Source organism: Citrobacter amalonaticus, assembly GCF_018252635.1.
Lineage (GTDB): Bacteria > Pseudomonadota > Gammaproteobacteria > Enterobacterales > Enterobacteriaceae > Citrobacter_A > Citrobacter_A amalonaticus_E.
This window is the reverse complement of sequence record NZ_JAGTXM010000002.1, coordinates 728,280-744,771: the sequence shown is the minus strand read 5'-3', so window position 1 is coordinate 744,771 and position 16,492 is coordinate 728,280. Positions and strand designations below refer to the sequence as shown.

At 55.9% G+C, this 16,492-nt stretch carries 15 protein-coding genes; 13 read left to right on the top strand and 2 right to left on the bottom strand.

The window, feature by feature from the left end; translation table 11 throughout:
- The first annotated feature begins 67 nt into the window (after window positions 1-67).
- The 7 genes from pxpB to nei all read left to right on the top strand — a co-directional run bounded on the left by pxpB (window position 68) and on the right by nei (window position 5,643).
- The gene (gene pxpB / locus KE671_RS08020; RefSeq protein WP_206162480.1) at window positions 68-724 is read left to right on the top strand and encodes a 5-oxoprolinase subunit PxpB; all 657 of its coding nucleotides are present in this window, start codon (window positions 68-70) and stop codon (window positions 722-724) included.
- Window positions 718-1,650 (top strand): 5-oxoprolinase subunit PxpC, encoded by a 933-nt coding sequence (gene pxpC, locus KE671_RS08015; protein WP_206162479.1) that lies wholly within the window; start codon window positions 718-720, stop codon window positions 1,648-1,650. Before pxpB ends, pxpC begins: the two co-directional genes overlap by 7 nt.
- Entirely contained in the window at window positions 1,640-2,374 is a 735-nt protein-coding gene (gene pxpA, locus KE671_RS08010; protein WP_206162478.1) for a 5-oxoprolinase subunit PxpA, read from the top strand. Before pxpC ends, pxpA begins: the two co-directional genes overlap by 11 nt.
- Before the next feature lie 79 nt (window positions 2,375-2,453).
- A complete protein-coding gene (locus KE671_RS08005) occupies window positions 2,454-3,182 on the top strand; it encodes a DUF969 domain-containing protein (protein ID WP_206162477.1) in 729 nt (242 codons plus the stop codon).
- Window positions 3,179-4,174, top strand: coding sequence for a DUF979 domain-containing protein (locus KE671_RS08000; RefSeq protein ID WP_206162476.1), 996 nt, complete (start codon window positions 3,179-3,181; stop codon window positions 4,172-4,174). Before KE671_RS08005 ends, KE671_RS08000 begins: the two co-directional genes overlap by 4 nt.
- A gap of 9 nt (window positions 4,175-4,183) precedes the next feature.
- Window positions 4,184-4,828: a pyroglutamyl-peptidase I gene (gene pcp / locus KE671_RS07995; RefSeq protein WP_206162475.1), complete on the top strand. Its 645-nt coding sequence runs from the start codon at window positions 4,184-4,186 to the stop codon at window positions 4,826-4,828.
- A 23-nt stretch (window positions 4,829-4,851) separates the two neighbouring features.
- Complete coding sequence (gene nei, locus KE671_RS07990) at window positions 4,852-5,643, top strand: endonuclease VIII (RefSeq protein WP_206162474.1); 792 nt, start codon at window positions 4,852-4,854, stop codon at window positions 5,641-5,643.
- Here the strand turns inward: nei and KE671_RS07985 are convergent.
- Window positions 5,640-6,686 carry an AbrB family transcriptional regulator gene (locus KE671_RS07985; RefSeq protein ID WP_206162473.1) on the bottom strand — a complete coding sequence of 349 codons (1,047 nt, stop codon included), beginning with the start codon at window positions 6,684-6,686 and terminating at the stop codon, window positions 5,640-5,642. The genes nei and KE671_RS07985 overlap by 4 nt on opposite strands.
- Window positions 6,687-6,873: 187 nt before the next feature.
- Window positions 6,874-8,157, bottom strand: coding sequence for a citrate synthase (locus KE671_RS07980; protein ID WP_043001372.1), 1,284 nt, complete (start codon window positions 8,155-8,157; stop codon window positions 6,874-6,876).
- A 695-nt stretch (window positions 8,158-8,852) separates the two neighbouring features.
- Between KE671_RS07980 and sdhC the strand changes: the two genes are divergently transcribed.
- The 6 genes from sdhC (at window position 8,853) to odhB (ending at window position 16,399) form a co-directional block, all read left to right on the top strand.
- Window positions 8,853-9,257, top strand: coding sequence for a succinate dehydrogenase cytochrome b556 subunit (gene sdhC / locus KE671_RS07975; RefSeq protein WP_043001371.1), 405 nt, complete (start codon window positions 8,853-8,855; stop codon window positions 9,255-9,257).
- Complete coding sequence (gene sdhD / locus KE671_RS07970) at window positions 9,251-9,598, top strand: succinate dehydrogenase membrane anchor subunit (RefSeq protein WP_046477550.1); 348 nt, start codon at window positions 9,251-9,253, stop codon at window positions 9,596-9,598. The genes sdhC and sdhD overlap by 7 nt, the downstream gene beginning before the upstream one ends.
- Window positions 9,598-11,364: a succinate dehydrogenase flavoprotein subunit gene (gene sdhA, locus KE671_RS07965; protein ID WP_206162472.1), complete on the top strand. Its 1,767-nt coding sequence runs from the start codon at window positions 9,598-9,600 to the stop codon at window positions 11,362-11,364. The genes sdhD and sdhA overlap by 1 nt, the downstream gene beginning before the upstream one ends.
- A 15-nt stretch (window positions 11,365-11,379) precedes the next feature.
- Window positions 11,380-12,096 carry a succinate dehydrogenase iron-sulfur subunit SdhB gene (sdhB, locus tag KE671_RS07960; RefSeq protein ID WP_043001368.1) on the top strand — a complete coding sequence of 239 codons (717 nt, stop codon included), beginning with the start codon at window positions 11,380-11,382 and terminating at the stop codon, window positions 12,094-12,096.
- Window positions 12,097-12,356: 260 nt separating this feature from the next.
- Window positions 12,357-15,158: a 2-oxoglutarate dehydrogenase E1 component gene (sucA, locus tag KE671_RS07955; RefSeq protein WP_206162471.1), complete on the top strand. Its 2,802-nt coding sequence runs from the start codon at window positions 12,357-12,359 to the stop codon at window positions 15,156-15,158.
- Between the two features lie 14 nt (window positions 15,159-15,172).
- Window positions 15,173-16,399 (top strand): 2-oxoglutarate dehydrogenase complex dihydrolipoyllysine-residue succinyltransferase, encoded by a 1,227-nt coding sequence (gene odhB, locus KE671_RS07950; RefSeq protein ID WP_206162470.1) that lies wholly within the window; start codon window positions 15,173-15,175, stop codon window positions 16,397-16,399.
- Window positions 16,400-16,492 lie beyond the last annotated feature (93 nt).

Sequence of the window (16,492 nt, the reverse complement as noted above, 5' to 3'; positions counted from 1 at the left end):
TCCGGGTCCCGGCTGGCTGCGACAATAACGCCTGATAAAGCGGGTGGTAAGAACAAGAGGAACGCAAGTGCAACGAGCGCGTTGTTATCTGTTAGGTGAAACGGCGGTGGTGCTGGAGCTTGAGCCGCCGGTGACACTGGCGAGTCAGAAACGTATCTGGCGACTGGCCCAGCGTTTGGTTGAGACGCCAAACGTGGTCGAGGCTATTCCCGGAATGAACAATATCACCGTGATCCTGCGCGACCCGCAATCGCTGGCGCTGGATGCGATCGAACGCCTGCAACGCTGGTGGGAGGAGAGTGAGGCGCTGGAGCCTGACTCGCGCTACATCGAAATTCCGGTGACCTACGGCGGCGCAGGTGGCCCCGATCTGGCGGAAGTCGCCCGTCACAGCGGTCTGAGTGAAAAGCAGGTAGTGGAACTGCACGCGTCGGTCGAGTACGTGGTCTGGTTTTTAGGTTTTCAGCCGGGATTCCCGTATCTCGGTAGCTTGCCAGAGCAGTTGCACACGCCAAGACGCGCAGAGCCACGGCTGATCGTTCCGGCGGGATCGGTGGGTATTGGTGGGCCGCAAACCGGTATTTATCCGCTACCAACGCCAGGCGGCTGGCAATTGATTGGTCATACTTCACTGTCCCTGTTCGACCCGAAAAAAGCGGAACCGGTTCTCCTGCGGCCAGGCGATAGCGTGCGCTTTATCCCGCAGAAGGAGGGGGTATGCTGAATATTATTCGCGCTGGATTGTACACTTCGGTTCAGGACGGCGGCCGCCACGGTTTTCGTCAGTCAGGCGTCAGCCACTGTGGCGCGCTGGATAAGCCCGCGATGCAAATCGCCAACCTGTTGGTGGGCAATGCGTCCAGTGCGCCAGTGCTGGAAATTACCCTCGGACAATTGGTTGTGGAGTTTGAAACTGACGGCTGGTTTGCCCTGACCGGTGCGGGTTGTGAAGCGAAACTGGATAATCACCCCGTCTGGACGGGCTGGCGTCTGCCGGTGAAAGCGGGCCAGCGACTGGCGCTGAAGCGTCCGCATCACGGTATGCGTAGCTATCTTGCTGTCGCGGGCGGCATCGACGTGCCGGACGTGATGGGGTCATGCAGTACCGATCTCAAAGTGGGCATTGGCGGGCTGGAAGGACGTCTGCTCAAAGATGGCGACCGGCTGGCCATCGGCAAACCCCGGCGCTTGTTCAGGGAAGCGCGAGGGGTAAAACAGCTGCTGTGGGGAAATCGCATTCGGGCGCTGCCGGGGCCGGAGTACCACGAATTTGACGCCGTTTCGCAGGAGTCGTTCTGGCGATCGCCGTGGCATCTCAGTGCGCAGAGTAACCGGATGGGCTACCGCTTGCAGGGACAACCGCTGACGCGAACGACGGATCGGGAACTGGTATCACACGGTCTGCTGCCCGGCGTGATTCAGGTACCGCACAATGGGCAGCCGATTGTGCTGATGAACGATGCCCAGACGACCGGCGGCTATCCGCGCATTGCCTGTATTATCGAGGCCGACATGTATCACCTGGCGCAGATCCCGCTCGGTCAACCCATTCACTTTGTTCTGTGTTCGCTGGAGGAGGCGCTGAAAGCGCGGCAGGACCAACAGCGCTATCTTGAACAACTCACATGGCGACTCAACGATGAACATTGATTTAAATGCGGACCTCGGTGAAGGCTGTGCCAGCGATGCAGAACTGCTGACGCTGGTCTCATCGGCCAACATTGCCTGCGGCTTTCATGCCGGCGATGCGCAAACCATGCTGGCGAGCGTGCGCGAGGCGCTGAAAAATGGCGTGGCTATTGGCGCGCACCCGAGCTTTCCGGACCGGGAAAACTTTGGCCGCACGGCAATGACGCTGCCCGCGGAAACGGTTTACGCGCAAACGCTGTATCAAATCGGAGCGCTGTCGGCAATGGCCCGGGCGGAAGGCGGCGTCATGCGCCATGTGAAACCTCACGGCATGCTCTACAACCAGGCGGCAAAAGATCCACAACTGGCGGATGCCATAGCAAAAGCGGTGCACGCCTGCGATCCGGCGCTGATTCTGGTCGGCCTGGCGGGAAGCGAGCTGATCCGTGCAGGCGAGCGTTTCGGTCTCGTCACGCGCCAGGAGGTGTTCGCCGATCGCGGCTATCAGGCGGACGGCAGTCTGGTGCCGCGTAGCCAACCGGGCGCGCTAATTGAAGACGAAGAACAGTCGCTGGCGCAAACGCTGGGAATGGTGGAAACCGGACGCGTAAAAAGCCTCACCGGCGAGTGGGCGAACGTGGTTGCTCAGACGGTCTGTATACACGGGGATGGCGAGCACGCACTGGCCTTCGCTCGCCGTCTACGTGCGGCATTTGATGAACGCAGGATCGCGATAGTCGCGTAAATACCATTGACGTTGTCTCCAGAGAGAGACGGCGCATATAAAAAACACCACAACAAAACACAACATACAGGAATGGATTATGGGAGATGCAATAACGCTCTGGCCACTGATGGGCATCGCCGTCATTGTGGTTGGATTTCTTTTACGTTTTAACCCGGTGCTGGTGGTCATTGTCGCCGGGATCGTCACCGGACTGGCGGCACAGATGCCGATCGCCACGATCCTCGAAAAACTGGGCGAAGGTTTTCTCAACACCCGCAACCTGCCGTTTATCCTGCTGATCCCGCTGGCGGTTATTGGTTTGCTTGAGCGTCACGGTCTGAAGGAGCGTGCGCAGGCGTGGATTGCTAAAATTCAGAGCGCCACCTCGGGTCGTCTGCTGATTGTCTATTTGTTTATTCGTGAAGCCACCGCTGCGCTGGGGCTGACCAGCCTGGGCGGCCATCCGCAAATGGTGCGTCCGCTGTTGGCGCCGATGGCGGAAGGTGCCGCGGAGAAAACATACGGGGCATTGCCCGGCGCGGTGCGGTATCGCCTGCGGGCGATGTCGGCGGCGACGGATAACGTGGGGCTCTTTTTTGGTGAGGATATTTTCGTCGCGTTCGGGGCGATTATCTTCATGCACAACTTCATGCTGGAATCCGGCGGCATTCAGACCGAGCCGCTGCATATTGCCCTGTGGGGGATCCCAACGGCCCTGTGCGCCTTCCTTATTCATGGCGCGCGTTTGTGGCGGCTGGATAACTATCTGCAACGCGAAATGGCGAAAGCCGGTTCTGTTGATACCTGCAAAGGAGAGGCGCAATGAATTTTCAGCAAAGCTACCTCTACTGGCTGGCGGGGATCGTTCTGCTGATTGTCGCCATTATGTCCTGGCAGGATAAAGCGAATCCGCGTCGGTTAACGACCGGGTTATTCTGGGGCGTCTACGGGCTGTTGTTCCTGCTCGGCGACTGGACGTATCAACTGGTGGGCGACAAACGCACGGTTAACATTGCCGTAGGCGTCGCGGTGGTGCTCATGGCGCTGATCGCCGGTTTTGGCGGCGTAAAGCTGGGGAGTTATCATCAGCGCACCCGCGAACAGCGTGAAGAGAGCGCCACGCGACTGGGGAATCGCCTGTTTTATCCGGCGCTGGCCATTCCGGTGGTCACCGTGATTGGCGTGCTGATGTTTAACCATATACCGGGATTGCAGGACGCCCTGTTTGGGCCGGGTAATCATGCCACACTGGTGACGCTATTCTCGATGACTGTTGGTTCATTGATTGGTCTGGGCATGGCTGTCAAAATGACCCATGAGAAGGTGCATCAGCCGATTCAGGAGGCGCGCCGCCTGTTGGATTCCATCGGCTGGGCATTTATTCTGCCGCAGATCCTCGCAACGTTAGGGCTGCTGTTTACGGCGGCAGGCGTCGGCAGCGGAATTTCGTATCTTACTCAAGCGTATCTGGCCGTCGACAGTCGCTTTATTGCGGTGGCGGTATATACCATTGGGATGGCCCTGCTGACGATGGTGATGGGCAATGCGTTTGCCGCCTTCCCGATTGTCACCGCGGGAATCGGCATTCCAATTCTGGTGCTCCAGCACGGCGGAAACCCGGCGGTGATGGCGGCTATCGGGATGTTCTCCGGCTATTGTGGTACGTTGATGACGCCGATGGCGGCAAACTTTAACATCGTGCCCGCCGCGCTGCTGGAACTGCCAGATAAAAACGCGGTCATTAAAGCGCAGGTGCCGACCGGCATACTGCTCCTGTTCGTCAACGTGTTCCTGATGTATTTCCTGATGTTCCTGTAAGGAGGACGGATGAAAACGGTATTAATCACCGGGTTTGAACCCTTTGGCGGCGAGCAGATTAACCCTTCCTGGGAAGTGGTCTCGCAACTCGACAATGCTATCATCGCCGGATGTCGCGTGGTGGCGCGCCAGTTACCGTGTGTGTTTGGCGAGTCGCTCAGTGTGCTGAATTCCGCTATTGATACGCTCTCTCCGTCGCTGGTGCTGGCCATCGGCCAGGCGGGTGGGCGAACGGATATTACCGTTGAGCGCGTGGCGATCAACGTCGACGACGCCCGTATTGCGGATAATAAAGGCCAGCAGCCGGTGGATGAGCCGATTGTTGCCGGTGGGCCCGCGGCCTGGTTTAGCACGCTGCCCATCAAGGCGATGGTGGCGGCGATGCGTGAAGCGGGCGTACCAGCGTCGGTCTCACAGACCGCGGGAACATTTGTTTGCAACCATGTGATGTACGGATTGCTGCATAAACTGAGCGGTATCGCGGAGGTGAAGGGGGGATTTATCCATATCCCTTATCTGCCGCAGCAGGCGGCGGCGCATCCGGGTGCACCCAGTATGGCGGCGGAAACGGTGCGTCTGGCGCTGGAAGTGGCGATCGCTACCGCATTACAGGTCGATGATGACATCGCCGTGACAGGTGGCGCCACGCACTAATTTTCTCAGATAAGGACAGACCCATGCCTGAAGGCCCGGAGATCCGCCGTGCGGCGGATAACCTGGAGGCGGCAATCAAAGGTAAACCTCTGACGGATGTCTGGTTTGCCTTTGCGCAGTTAAAACCGTATCAATCTCCGTTGGTGGGACAGACCGTCACGGCGATGGAAACGCGTGGCAAAGCGCTGCTGACCCATTTTTCCGCTGGTCTGACGCTCTACAGCCATAACCAGCTGTATGGCGTCTGGCGCGTGGTGGACACGGGTGACATGCCGCAAACCACTCGTATTCTGCGCGTTAAACTGCAAACCGCGGATAAAACCATTTTGCTCTACAGCGCGTCTGACATTGAAATGTTGACGCCGGAACAGCTCACTACGCATCCCTTCCTGCAACGGGTCGGGCCGGACGTGCTGGACCTGCGTATGACGCCTGACGCGGTGAAAGCACGGTTACTCTCGCCGCGTTTTCGCAATCGCCAGTTATCCGGTCTGTTGCTGGACCAGGCCTTTCTCGCCGGACTGGGGAACTATCTGCGCGTGGAGATCCTCTGGCAGGTGGGGCTAACCGGTCAGCATAAAGCTCGCGATCTCAGCGATACGCAGTTGACGGCGTTAGCGCATGCGTTGCTGGATATTCCACGCCTGTCGTATACCACCCGCGGCCAGGCGGATGGCGACAAACATCATGGCGCGCTGTTTCGTTTTAAGGTGTTTCACCGCGACGGTAAATCCTGCGAACGCTGTGGCGGGATCATCGCGAAAACTACGCTCTCTTCGCGCCCGTTCTATTGGTGTCCGCATTGCCAGCATTAATGCGCCCGTCGTGGCGCCTTTGCTGAAATAAAACGGGCGATGGCGGGGCCAGTGAGGAGAATACTGAACAGGCGCAGGGTTTGCATCGCCATGATTAGCGACATATCGGCGTGACTGCCGGCGGCAATCACCGCAACCGTGTCCAGCCCGCCGGGGCTGGTGGCGAGATAGGCGGTTAAAAAATCAATCTGCATATAGTGGGCGAGGCCCCAGGCCATCGCCGCACAAATCGCCAGTAAGGCGAAGATAGAGAGCAGGATTTGTGGTAACGGTCGTAGCGCCATAAAAAATACCTGCTTGTCGAACCCGAGACCAATCTGCCAGCCAATAATCATATAGGCTATCGCCAGCAGCCATTCCGGCAGTTCAATTACCATCACGCCGCTGGCGTGCAGCACTGCGCCGACCAGCATCGGTACCAGCATCGTACCGGAGGGAATGCGTAGCATCCGTCCAATAACGCTGGCTACCGCCGCTAACAGCAGCGTCGTGAACAAATTGCCGCTCAGCGGCGGGAACCACTCAATCTGTTGGCTGACGGCCTCTGCGCTGTCGCCCATGATGAATCGGGTCACCAGCACCGCCGCGCCCGCGACAAACAGTACCCGCAGATACTGCATAAAGGCGACCAGACGGATATCGGCGCCGTAGTCCTGGGCCATTGCAACCATCGCCGCCGCGCCGCCGGGTGACGAGCCCCACGCCCCGGTGTTGCCCGGTAGCGAACTGTAGCGAACCAGCAGCCAGCCAACGATTGTGCTGGAGAGCAGCGTCACCAGCAGAATCGCCAGTACCACCGCCCAGTTTGCCGCCAGGGTGGTTAACAAGGAGACCGAAAGATTTTGTGCGATCATGCAGCCGAGAATGGCCTGCGCACCGAGGAACGTGCAGCGAGGGAGTCGTAGAGTAATACCACGAAGACTGAACAGAATACCGGTAATCATTGGGCCGAGCAGTAACGCCGCCGGAAGATGAATGCAGAGGAAGAGCAGGGACAAAAGAAGTGACAGCAAAAACAACAAGCCCCACTGCAGAACTGGCATCCTGTGCTCCCGGAAGAAAATGAACAAACTATCCGTAAATCATAGAGAAGGGCAGAGAAGATTAATATATCGAGGGTCAAGAAAAGACAGGGAAGTTGCCGGATGGCGCTAACACTTATCCGGCCTACGAAGTGACTACCGTAGGCCGGATAAGACGCAGTAGCATCACCATCCGGCAGTCTGACGATTAATGCTTAAGGTCAGATTTAAAATCGCGTTTTTCGTAGCCGGTGTACAGCTGACGCGGACGTGCGATTTTCATGCCATCGGTGTGCATTTCGCTCCAGTGCGCAATCCAGCCAACGGTACGCGCCATGGCGAAGATAACCGTGAACATGGAGGACGGGATCCCCATCGCTTTCAGAATGATACCGGAGTAGAAGTCGACGTTCGGGTAGAGTTTCTTCTCGATGAAGTACGGGTCGTTCAGCGCGATGTGTTCCAGCTCCATCGCCACTTCCAGCAGGTCATCTTTGGTACCCAGCTCTTTCAGTACTTCGTGGCAGGTCTCGCGCATCACGGTCGCACGCGGATCGTAGTTTTTGTAAACACGATGACCGAAGCCCATCAGGCGGAAAGAGTCATTCTTGTCTTTCGCACGACGAACAAATTCCGGAATGTGTTTAACCGAGCTGATTTCTTCCAGCATTTTCAGCGCCGCTTCGTTCGCGCCGCCGTGTGCCGGTCCCCACAGGGAAGCAATACCCGCCGCGATACAGGCAAACGGGTTCGCGCCAGACGAACCGGCAGTACGCACGGTCGAGGTGGACGCGTTCTGTTCGTGGTCGGCGTGGAGGATCAGGATACGGTCCATCGCACGTTCCAGTACCGGGTTCACTTCATAGGTTTCGCACGGCGTGGAGAACATCATGTTCAGGAAGTTACCGGCGTAGGAAAGGTCATTACGCGGGTAAACAAACGGCTGGCCGATAGAATATTTGTAACACATCGCCGCCATCGTCGGCATTTTGGACAGCAGACGGAATGCCGCAATTTCGCGGTGGCGCGGATTGTTAACATCCAGAGAGTCGTGGTAGAACGCGGCGAGCGCACCGGTGATCCCGCACATGACCGCCATCGGATGTGAATCGCGACGGAAAGCATGGAACAGGCGGGTGATTTGCTCATGGATCATCGTATGGCGAGTTACGGTGGTTCTGAACGCGTCATATTCTGCCTGCGTCGGTTTTTCGCCGTTCAGCAGGATGTAGCACACTTCCAGATAGTTAGACTCGGTGGCCAACTGATCGATCGGGAAGCCGCGATGCAACAAAATGCCTTCATCGCCGTCGATGAACGTGATTTTGGATTCGCAGGATGCAGTAGAGGTGAATCCAGGGTCAAAAGTGAACATCCCCTTTGAACCCAGGCTACGAATATCAATAACATCTTGACCTAGCGTGCCCTTCAGCACATCCAGTTCAATAGCCGTATCACCATTTAGGGTGATTTTTGCTTTTGTGTCAGCCATTTACGGTCTCCTTAGCGCCTTATTGCTTAAGACTACTCAGGTGAGATTTGCCATCGATACATCAATCAACCGTTACCAGTTTGTTATTCGGCTCGCCGCTCTGGATAGAGGAGAAAACCAGGGTACAGAGCAATGGGCGCTTGCAGGTAAATCAGTTAACTCATGGTGAATTAGCAACAAATCAACAACTTAGCAATCCGAATTATTCAACCTGTCTATCACTATTAACTGTACTGAAGGGATCGGTCAATATCTTCCTACTGTTGCATAACTTATTTGCAGGTTAAAGAGTGACCCCATAACTTTTACGCATTATATGCCTTTTCTGGTATTGTTTGTAACAACTTTGTTTAATGATTGTCAAATCAGATGATTAAAAATTAAATAAATGTTGTTATCGTGACCTGTGTCACTGTTCGGGATAAAACCCGACAAACTATATGTAGGTTAATTGTAATGATTTTGTGAACGTCCTATACTGCCGCCAGGTCTCCGGAAACCCCTGCAATCCCGAGCCACCCAGCGTTGTAACGTGTCGTTTTAGCATCTGAAAGGAGTGTTTTACATGACGCGCAGTTATAGAAAGGACGCTGTCTGACCCGCACGCAGACCGGAGGAAGGAAATCCCGTCGTCTTTCAGGCTACAGAAGATTCACTCTCTGTACCCGAAGTCCAAAGGGAATAATAAGAACAGCATGTGGGCGTTATTCATGATAAGAAATGTGAAAAAACAAAGACCTGTCAATCTGGATCTGCAAACGATCCGGTTCCCAATCACGGCGATAGCGTCCATTCTCCATCGCGTTTCCGGAGTGATCACCTTTGTGGCGGTCGGGATCCTGTTGTGGTTACTGGGCACCAGCCTCTCTTCCCCTGAAGGATTCCAACAGGCATCCGCCATCATGGGTAGCTTTTTTGTTAAATTTATTATGTGGGGCATCCTTACTGCGCTGGCGTATCACGTCGTGGTCGGTGTTCGTCACATGATGATGGATTTTGGTTATCTGGAAGAAACATTCGAAGCGGGTAAACGCTCTGCCAAAATCTCATTTGTTATCACCGTCGTGCTTTCACTTCTCGCAGGAGTCCTCGTATGGTAAGCAACGCCTCCGCATTAGGACGCAATGGCGTACATGACTTCATCCTGGTCCGTGCTACCGCTATCGTTCTGACGCTCTACATCATCTATATGGTGGGTTTCTTCGCCACAAGCGGTTCACTCACCTGGGAAGTCTGGACCGGTTTCTTCTCATCGGCATTCACCAAAGTCTTCACCCTGCTGGCTCTTTTTTCCATCTTGATTCATGCCTGGATCGGCATGTGGCAGGTGTTGACCGACTACGTTAAACCCCTGGCGATTCGTTTGCCGCTGCAACTGGCTATCGTCGTTGCTCTGGTGGTTTACGTGATTTATGGATTTGTTGTGGTGTGGGGTGTGTAATGAAACTGCCAGTCAGAGAATTTGATGCTGTAGTCATTGGTGCAGGCGGCGCAGGTATGCGCGCGGCGCTGCAAATTTCCCAAAGCGGCCAGACCTGTGCGCTGCTGTCCAAAGTGTTCCCAACCCGATCCCATACCGTTTCTGCGCAGGGCGGCATCACCGTCGCGCTCGGTAATACCCATGAAGATAACTGGGAATGGCACATGTACGATACCGTTAAAGGGTCGGACTACATCGGCGATCAGGACGCTATCGAATATATGTGTAAAACCGGTCCGGAAGCGATTCTGGAACTGGAACATATGGGCCTGCCTTTCTCCCGTCTTGACGATGGCCGCATCTATCAGCGTCCGTTTGGCGGTCAGTCGAAAAACTTCGGCGGCGAGCAGGCGGCACGCACAGCAGCGGCGGCTGACCGTACCGGTCACGCGTTGCTGCATACGCTGTATCAACAAAACCTGAAAAACCATACCACCATTTTCTCCGAGTGGTATGCGCTGGATCTGGTGAAAAATGCGGATGGCGCAGTAGTCGGTTGTACCGCACTGTGTATCGAAACCGGTGAAGTGGTCTACTTCAAAGCCCGCGCGACCGTGCTGGCAACCGGCGGCGCAGGCCGTATCTATCAGTCCACCACCAACGCCCATATCAACACCGGTGACGGCGTGGGGATGGCAATCCGTGCAGGTGTCCCGGTTCAGGATATGGAGATGTGGCAGTTCCACCCAACCGGTATTGCCGGCGCGGGCGTCCTGGTGACAGAAGGCTGCCGTGGTGAAGGCGGTTATCTGCTGAACAAACACGGCGAGCGCTTCATGGAGCGTTATGCGCCGAATGCGAAAGACCTCGCGGGTCGTGATGTGGTAGCGCGTTCTATCATGATCGAAATTCGTGAAGGTCGCGGCTGCGATGGCCCATGGGGACCGCATGCCAAACTGAAACTCGATCATCTGGGTAAAGAGGTTCTCGAGTCGCGCCTGCCGGGTATTCTGGAACTGTCCCGTACCTTTGCGCACGTTGACCCGGTAAAAGAGCCGATTCCGGTAATCCCCACCTGTCACTACATGATGGGCGGTATTCCGACCAAAGTGACCGGTCAGGCGCTGACGGTGAACGCGCAGGGCGAAGACGTGGTGATCCCAGGACTGTTCGCGGTGGGTGAAATTGCCTGCGTATCGGTACACGGCGCGAACCGTCTGGGCGGTAACTCACTGCTGGATCTGGTGGTATTCGGTCGTGCGGCCGGTCTGCATCTGCAGGAATCTATTGCCGAGCAGGGTGTACTGCGCGATGCCACAGAAGACGAAATCGATGCGTCCCTGGCGCGTCTGAACCGCTGGAACAACAACCGTGATGGTGAAGATCCGGTGGCGATTCGTAAGGCGCTGCAAGAATGTATGCAGCATAACTTCTCGGTCTTCCGTGAAGGCGATGCGATGGCGAAAGGGCTCGAAGAGCTGAAAGCCATCCGCGAGCGTTTGAAAAATGCCCGTCTGGACGACACCTCCAGCGAATTCAATACCCAGCGCGTAGAGTGTCTGGAGCTCGATAACCTGATGGAAACTGCCTTTGCAACCGCAGTGTCCGCCAACTTCCGTACCGAGAGCCGTGGCGCGCATAGCCGCTTCGATTTCCCGGAGCGAGATGATGAAAACTGGCTGTGCCATTCCCTGTATCTGCCAGAGACGGAATCCATGACCCGACGTGAAGTCAACATGGAACCGAAACTGCGCCCGGCATTCCCGCCGAAGATTCGTACTTACTAATGCGGAGACAGGACAATGAAACTCGAGTTTTCAATTTATCGCTATAACCCGGATGTGGATGACGCTCCGCGCATGCAGGATTACACCCTGGAAGGCGAAGAAGGGCGTGACATGATGCTGCTGGATGCGCTGATGCAGCTCAAAGAGAAAGACCCCAGTCTTTCTTTCCGTCGCTCCTGCCGTGAAGGCGTGTGTGGTTCAGATGGTCTGAACATGAACGGGAAGAACGGTCTGGCCTGTATCACGCCGGTCTCAGCGCTGGTTCAGCCCGGCAAGAAAATTGTCATCCGTCCACTGCCAGGTTTGCCGGTGATCCGCGATTTGGTAGTAGACATGGGGCAATTCTATGCACAATATGAGAAGATTAAACCTTACTTATTGAATAATGGGCAAAATCCTCCGGCTCGTGAACATTTACAGATGCCAGAGCAGCGGGAAAAACTCGATGGGCTGTATGAATGCATTCTGTGCGCCTGCTGCTCAACGTCTTGCCCATCTTTCTGGTGGAATCCGGATAAGTTTATCGGTCCGGCGGGTCTGTTAGCGGCCTATCGCTTCCTGATCGACAGCCGCGATACCGAGACTGACAGTCGTCTGGAAGGGATAAGCGATGCATTCAGCGTATTCCGCTGTCACAGCATCATGAACTGCGTCAGTGTATGTCCTAAAGGGCTGAACCCGACGCGCGCCATCGGCCATATTAAGTCGATGCTGTTGCAACGCAGTGCGTAAGTAACCGTTGCCGGATGGCTACGTAAACGTCTTATCCGGCCTACGGGGTACCTTCCCGTAGGCCTGATCAGCGAAGCGCCATCAGGCAAATCATTGCAGGAAACCTCTAAAAACTGCCCCTTATGTTTGACAGTTTTTAAAGGTTCCTTAGCGGACGCAGATCACACGACAGTCCGTAACAAGTGAACCCCGGCACGCATACGACGTATGCGTGGTAGTATCCACGGCGAAGTAAGCATATAAATGCTTAAGGGATCACGATGCAGAACAGCGCTTTGAAAGCCTGGTTGGACTCTTCTTACCTCTCTGGCGCAAACCAGAGCTGGATAGAACAGCTCTATGAAGACTTCTTAACCGATCCTGACTCGGTAGACGCTAACTGGCGTTCGACGTTCCAGCAGTTACCTGGCACCGGAGTCAAACCGGATCAATTCCATTCAAAAACGCGTGATTATTTCCGTCGTCTGGCGAAGGATGCCTCACGTTACTCTTCTTCGATTTCCGACCCTGACACCAATGTGAAGCAGGTAAAAGTCCTGCAGCTCATCAACGCTTATCGCTTCCGTGGTCACCAGCATGCGAATCTCGATCCGCTGGGACTGTGGCAGCAAGAAACTGTGGCAGATCTGGATCCTTCCTTCCACGATCTAACAGAGGCCGATTTCCAGGAAAGCTTTAACGTAGGTTCTTTTGCCGGCGGCAAAGAGACGATGAAGCTGGGCGAGCTGATTTCTGCGCTCAAACAAACCTACTGCGGCCCGATTGGCGCCGAATACATGCACATCACCAGCACCGAAGAGAAACGCTGGTTGCAACAGCGGATTGAATCCGGTCGCGCCGCGTTCAGCGGTGAAGAGAAAAAACGCTTCCTGAGCGAACTGACCGCAGCAGAAGGACTGGAACGTTATCTGGGGGCGAAATTCCCGGGCGCGAAACGCTTCTCGCTGGAAGGTGGCGATGCGTTAATCCCGATGCTCAAAGAGATGATTCGCCATGCTGGCAACAGCGGTACCCGTGAAGTGGTACTGGGAATGGCGCACCGTGGTCGTCTGAACGTACTGGTCAACGTGCTGGGTAAAAAGCCACAGGACCTGTTCGACGAATTTGCGGGCAAACATAAAGAACATCTCGGCACTGGCGACGTGAAGTACCACATGGGCTTCTCGTCGGATATTGAAACCGAAGGCGGCCTGGTTCACCTCGCGCTGGCGTTTAACCCGTCGCACCTGGAAATCGTCAGCCCGGTGGTGATCGGTTCCGTGCGCGCACGTCTGGATCGTCTGGACGAGCCAAGCAGCAACAAAGTCCTGCCGATTACCATTCACGGCGATGCTGCGGTAACCGGGCAGGGTGTGGTTCAGGAAACCCTGAACATGTCGAAAGCGCGAGGTTACGAAGTGGGCGGCACCGTTCGCATCGTGATCAACAACCAGGTGGGCTTCACCACCTCCAACCCGCTGGATGCGCGTTCCACCCCGTACTGCACCGACATCGGTAAAATGGTTCAGGCGCCGATCTTCCACGTAAATGCGGACGATCCGGAAGCGGTCGCGTTTGTTACGCGCCTGGCGCTGGACTTCCGTAACACCTTCAAACGCGATGTCTTCATCGACCTGGTGTGCTACCGCCGTCACGGCCACAACGAAGCCGACGAACCGAGTGCAACCCAGCCGCTGATGTATCAGAAAATCAAAAAGCACCCAACCCCGCGCAAAATCTATGCCGACAAGCTGGAAGCGGATAAGGTTGCGACGCTGGAAGACGCCACTGAAATGGTCAACCTGTATCGTGACGCGCTGGACGCGGGCGAATGCGTGGTGAAAGAGTGGCGCCCGATGAACATGCACTCCTTTACCTGGTCGCCATACCTCAACCATGAGTGGGATGAAGCCTACCCGAACAAAGTGGAAATGAAGCGTCTGCAGGAACTGGCGAAACGCATCAGTACGGTGCCAGAAGCGGTTGAGATGCAGTCCCGCGTGGCCAAAATCTATGGCGACCGTCAGCTGATGGCGAACGGTGAAAAACCGTTCGACTGGGGCGGCGCAGAAACCCTGGCCTATGCCACGCTGGTTGACGAAGGGATCCCGATTCGCCTGTCCGGCGAAGACTCGGGTCGCGGCACCTTCTTCCATCGCCACGCGGTGATCCACAACCAGACCAACGGTTCTACCTGGACGCCGTTGCAGCATGTCCATAACGGACAGGGCTCCTTCCGCGTTTGGGACTCCGTGTTATCTGAAGAAGCGGTACTGGCATTCGAATACGGCTATGCCACGGCGGAACCGCGCACGCTAACCATCTGGGAAGCGCAGTTCGGTGACTTCGCCAACGGTGCGCAGGTGGTGATCGACCAGTTCATCTCCTCCGGTGAGCAGAAATGGGGCCGGATGTGTGGCCTGGTGATGCTGCTGCCGCACGGTTACGAAGGGCAGGGGCCGGAGCACTCCTCCGCGCGTTTGGAACGCTATCTACAACTTTGCGCTGAGCAAAACATGCAGGTGTGCGTACCGTCTACCCCCGCGCAGGTGTATCACATGCTGCGCCGTCAGGCGCTGCGCGGGATGCGTCGTCCGCTGGTGGTGATGTCGCCGAAATCGCTGCTGCGCCATCCGCTGGCGGTTTCAAGCCTTGACGAACTGGCTAACGGCACCTTCCTGCCGGCCATCGGTGAGATCGATGATATCGATCCGAAAGGCGTGAAGCGCGTGGTGATGTGTTCTGGTAAGGTTTATTACGATCTGCTGGAACAACGTCGCAAAAACGATCAGAAAGATGTCGCCATTGTGCGCATCGAACAACTCTATCCATTCCCGCATCAGGCGATGCAGGACGTGTTGAAACAGTACGCTCACGTACATGATTTTGTCTGGTGTCAGGAAGAGCCGCTCAACCAGGGCGCCTGGTACTGCAGCCAGCATCATTTCCGTGAAGTAATTCCATTTGGGTCCGCTCTGCGTTATGCAGGTCGCCCGGCCTCCGCCTCTCCGGCGGTAGGGTATATGTCCGTTCACCAGAAACAGCAACAAGATCTGGTTAATGACGCGCTGAACGTCGATTAATTAAAGGATAAATAATGAGTAGCGTAGATATTCTTGTTCCCGACCTGCCTGAGTCCGTAGCGGACGCGACTGTTGCCACCTGGCACAAAAAACCGGGTGATGCGGTGGTTCGTGACGAAGTGCTGGTAGAAATCGAAACTGACAAAGTGGTACTGGAAGTACCGGCATCAGCGGACGGCATTCTGGATGCGGTTCTGGAAGATGAAGGCACGACCGTGACCTCGCGCCAGATCCTCGGTCGCCTGCGTGAAGGCAACAGCGCCGGTAAAGAAACCAGCGCCAAATCCGAAGAAAAAGCGTCTACTCCGGCGCAGCGTCAGCAGGCTTCTCTGGAAGAGCAAAACAACGATGCGCTGAGCCCGGCGATCCGTCGCCTGCTGGCTGAGCACAGCCTCGATGCCAGTGCGATCAAAGGCACCGGTGTGGGCGGTCGCATCACCCGTGAAGACGTGGATAAACATCTGGCGAAAGCGCCTGCGAAAGCCGAAGCTGAAGCCAAAGCCCCGGCAGCCGCCCCTGCGGCACAGCCTGCTTTGGGCGCACGCAGTGAAAAACGTGTTCCGATGACCCGTCTGCGCAAGCGCGTGGCCGAGCGTCTGCTGGAAGCGAAAAACTCCACCGCTATGCTGACGACCTTCAACGAAGTCAACATGAAGCCGATCATGGATCTGCGTAAGCAGTACGGTGAAGCGTTTGAAAAACGTCACGGTATCCGTCTGGGCTTCATGTCCTTCTACGTGAAGGCGGTAGTGGAAGCACTGAAACGTTATCCGGAAGTGAACGCTTCTATCGATGGCGACGACGTGGTGTACCACAACTACTTCGATGTGAGCATGGCGGTGTCCACGCCGCGCGGCCTGGTGACTCCGGTTCTGCGTGATGTTGATACGCTGGGTATGGCTGACATCGAGAAAAACATCAAGACGCTGGCTATCAAAGGTCGTGACGGTAAGCTGACGGTGGAAGATCTGACGGGCGGTAACTTTACCATCACAAACGGTGGCGTGTTCGGTTCCCTGATGTCCACGCCGATCATCAACCCGCCGCAGAGCGCGATCCTCGGGATGCACGCGATTAAAGATCGTCCGATGGCGGTAGATGGTAAGGTCGAAATCCTGCCGATGATGTACCTGGCGCTGTCCTACGATCACCGTCTGATTGATGGTCGCGAATCCGTGGGCTTCCTGGTGGCGATCAAAGAACTGCTGGAAGATCCGACGCGTCTGCTGCTGGACGTGTAGTAAACAAGAGTATCACCTGCCCGTAGGCCGGATAAGGCGTTTATGCCGCCATCCGGCATTGATGAGATGCCTGATGGCGACGCTACCGCGTCT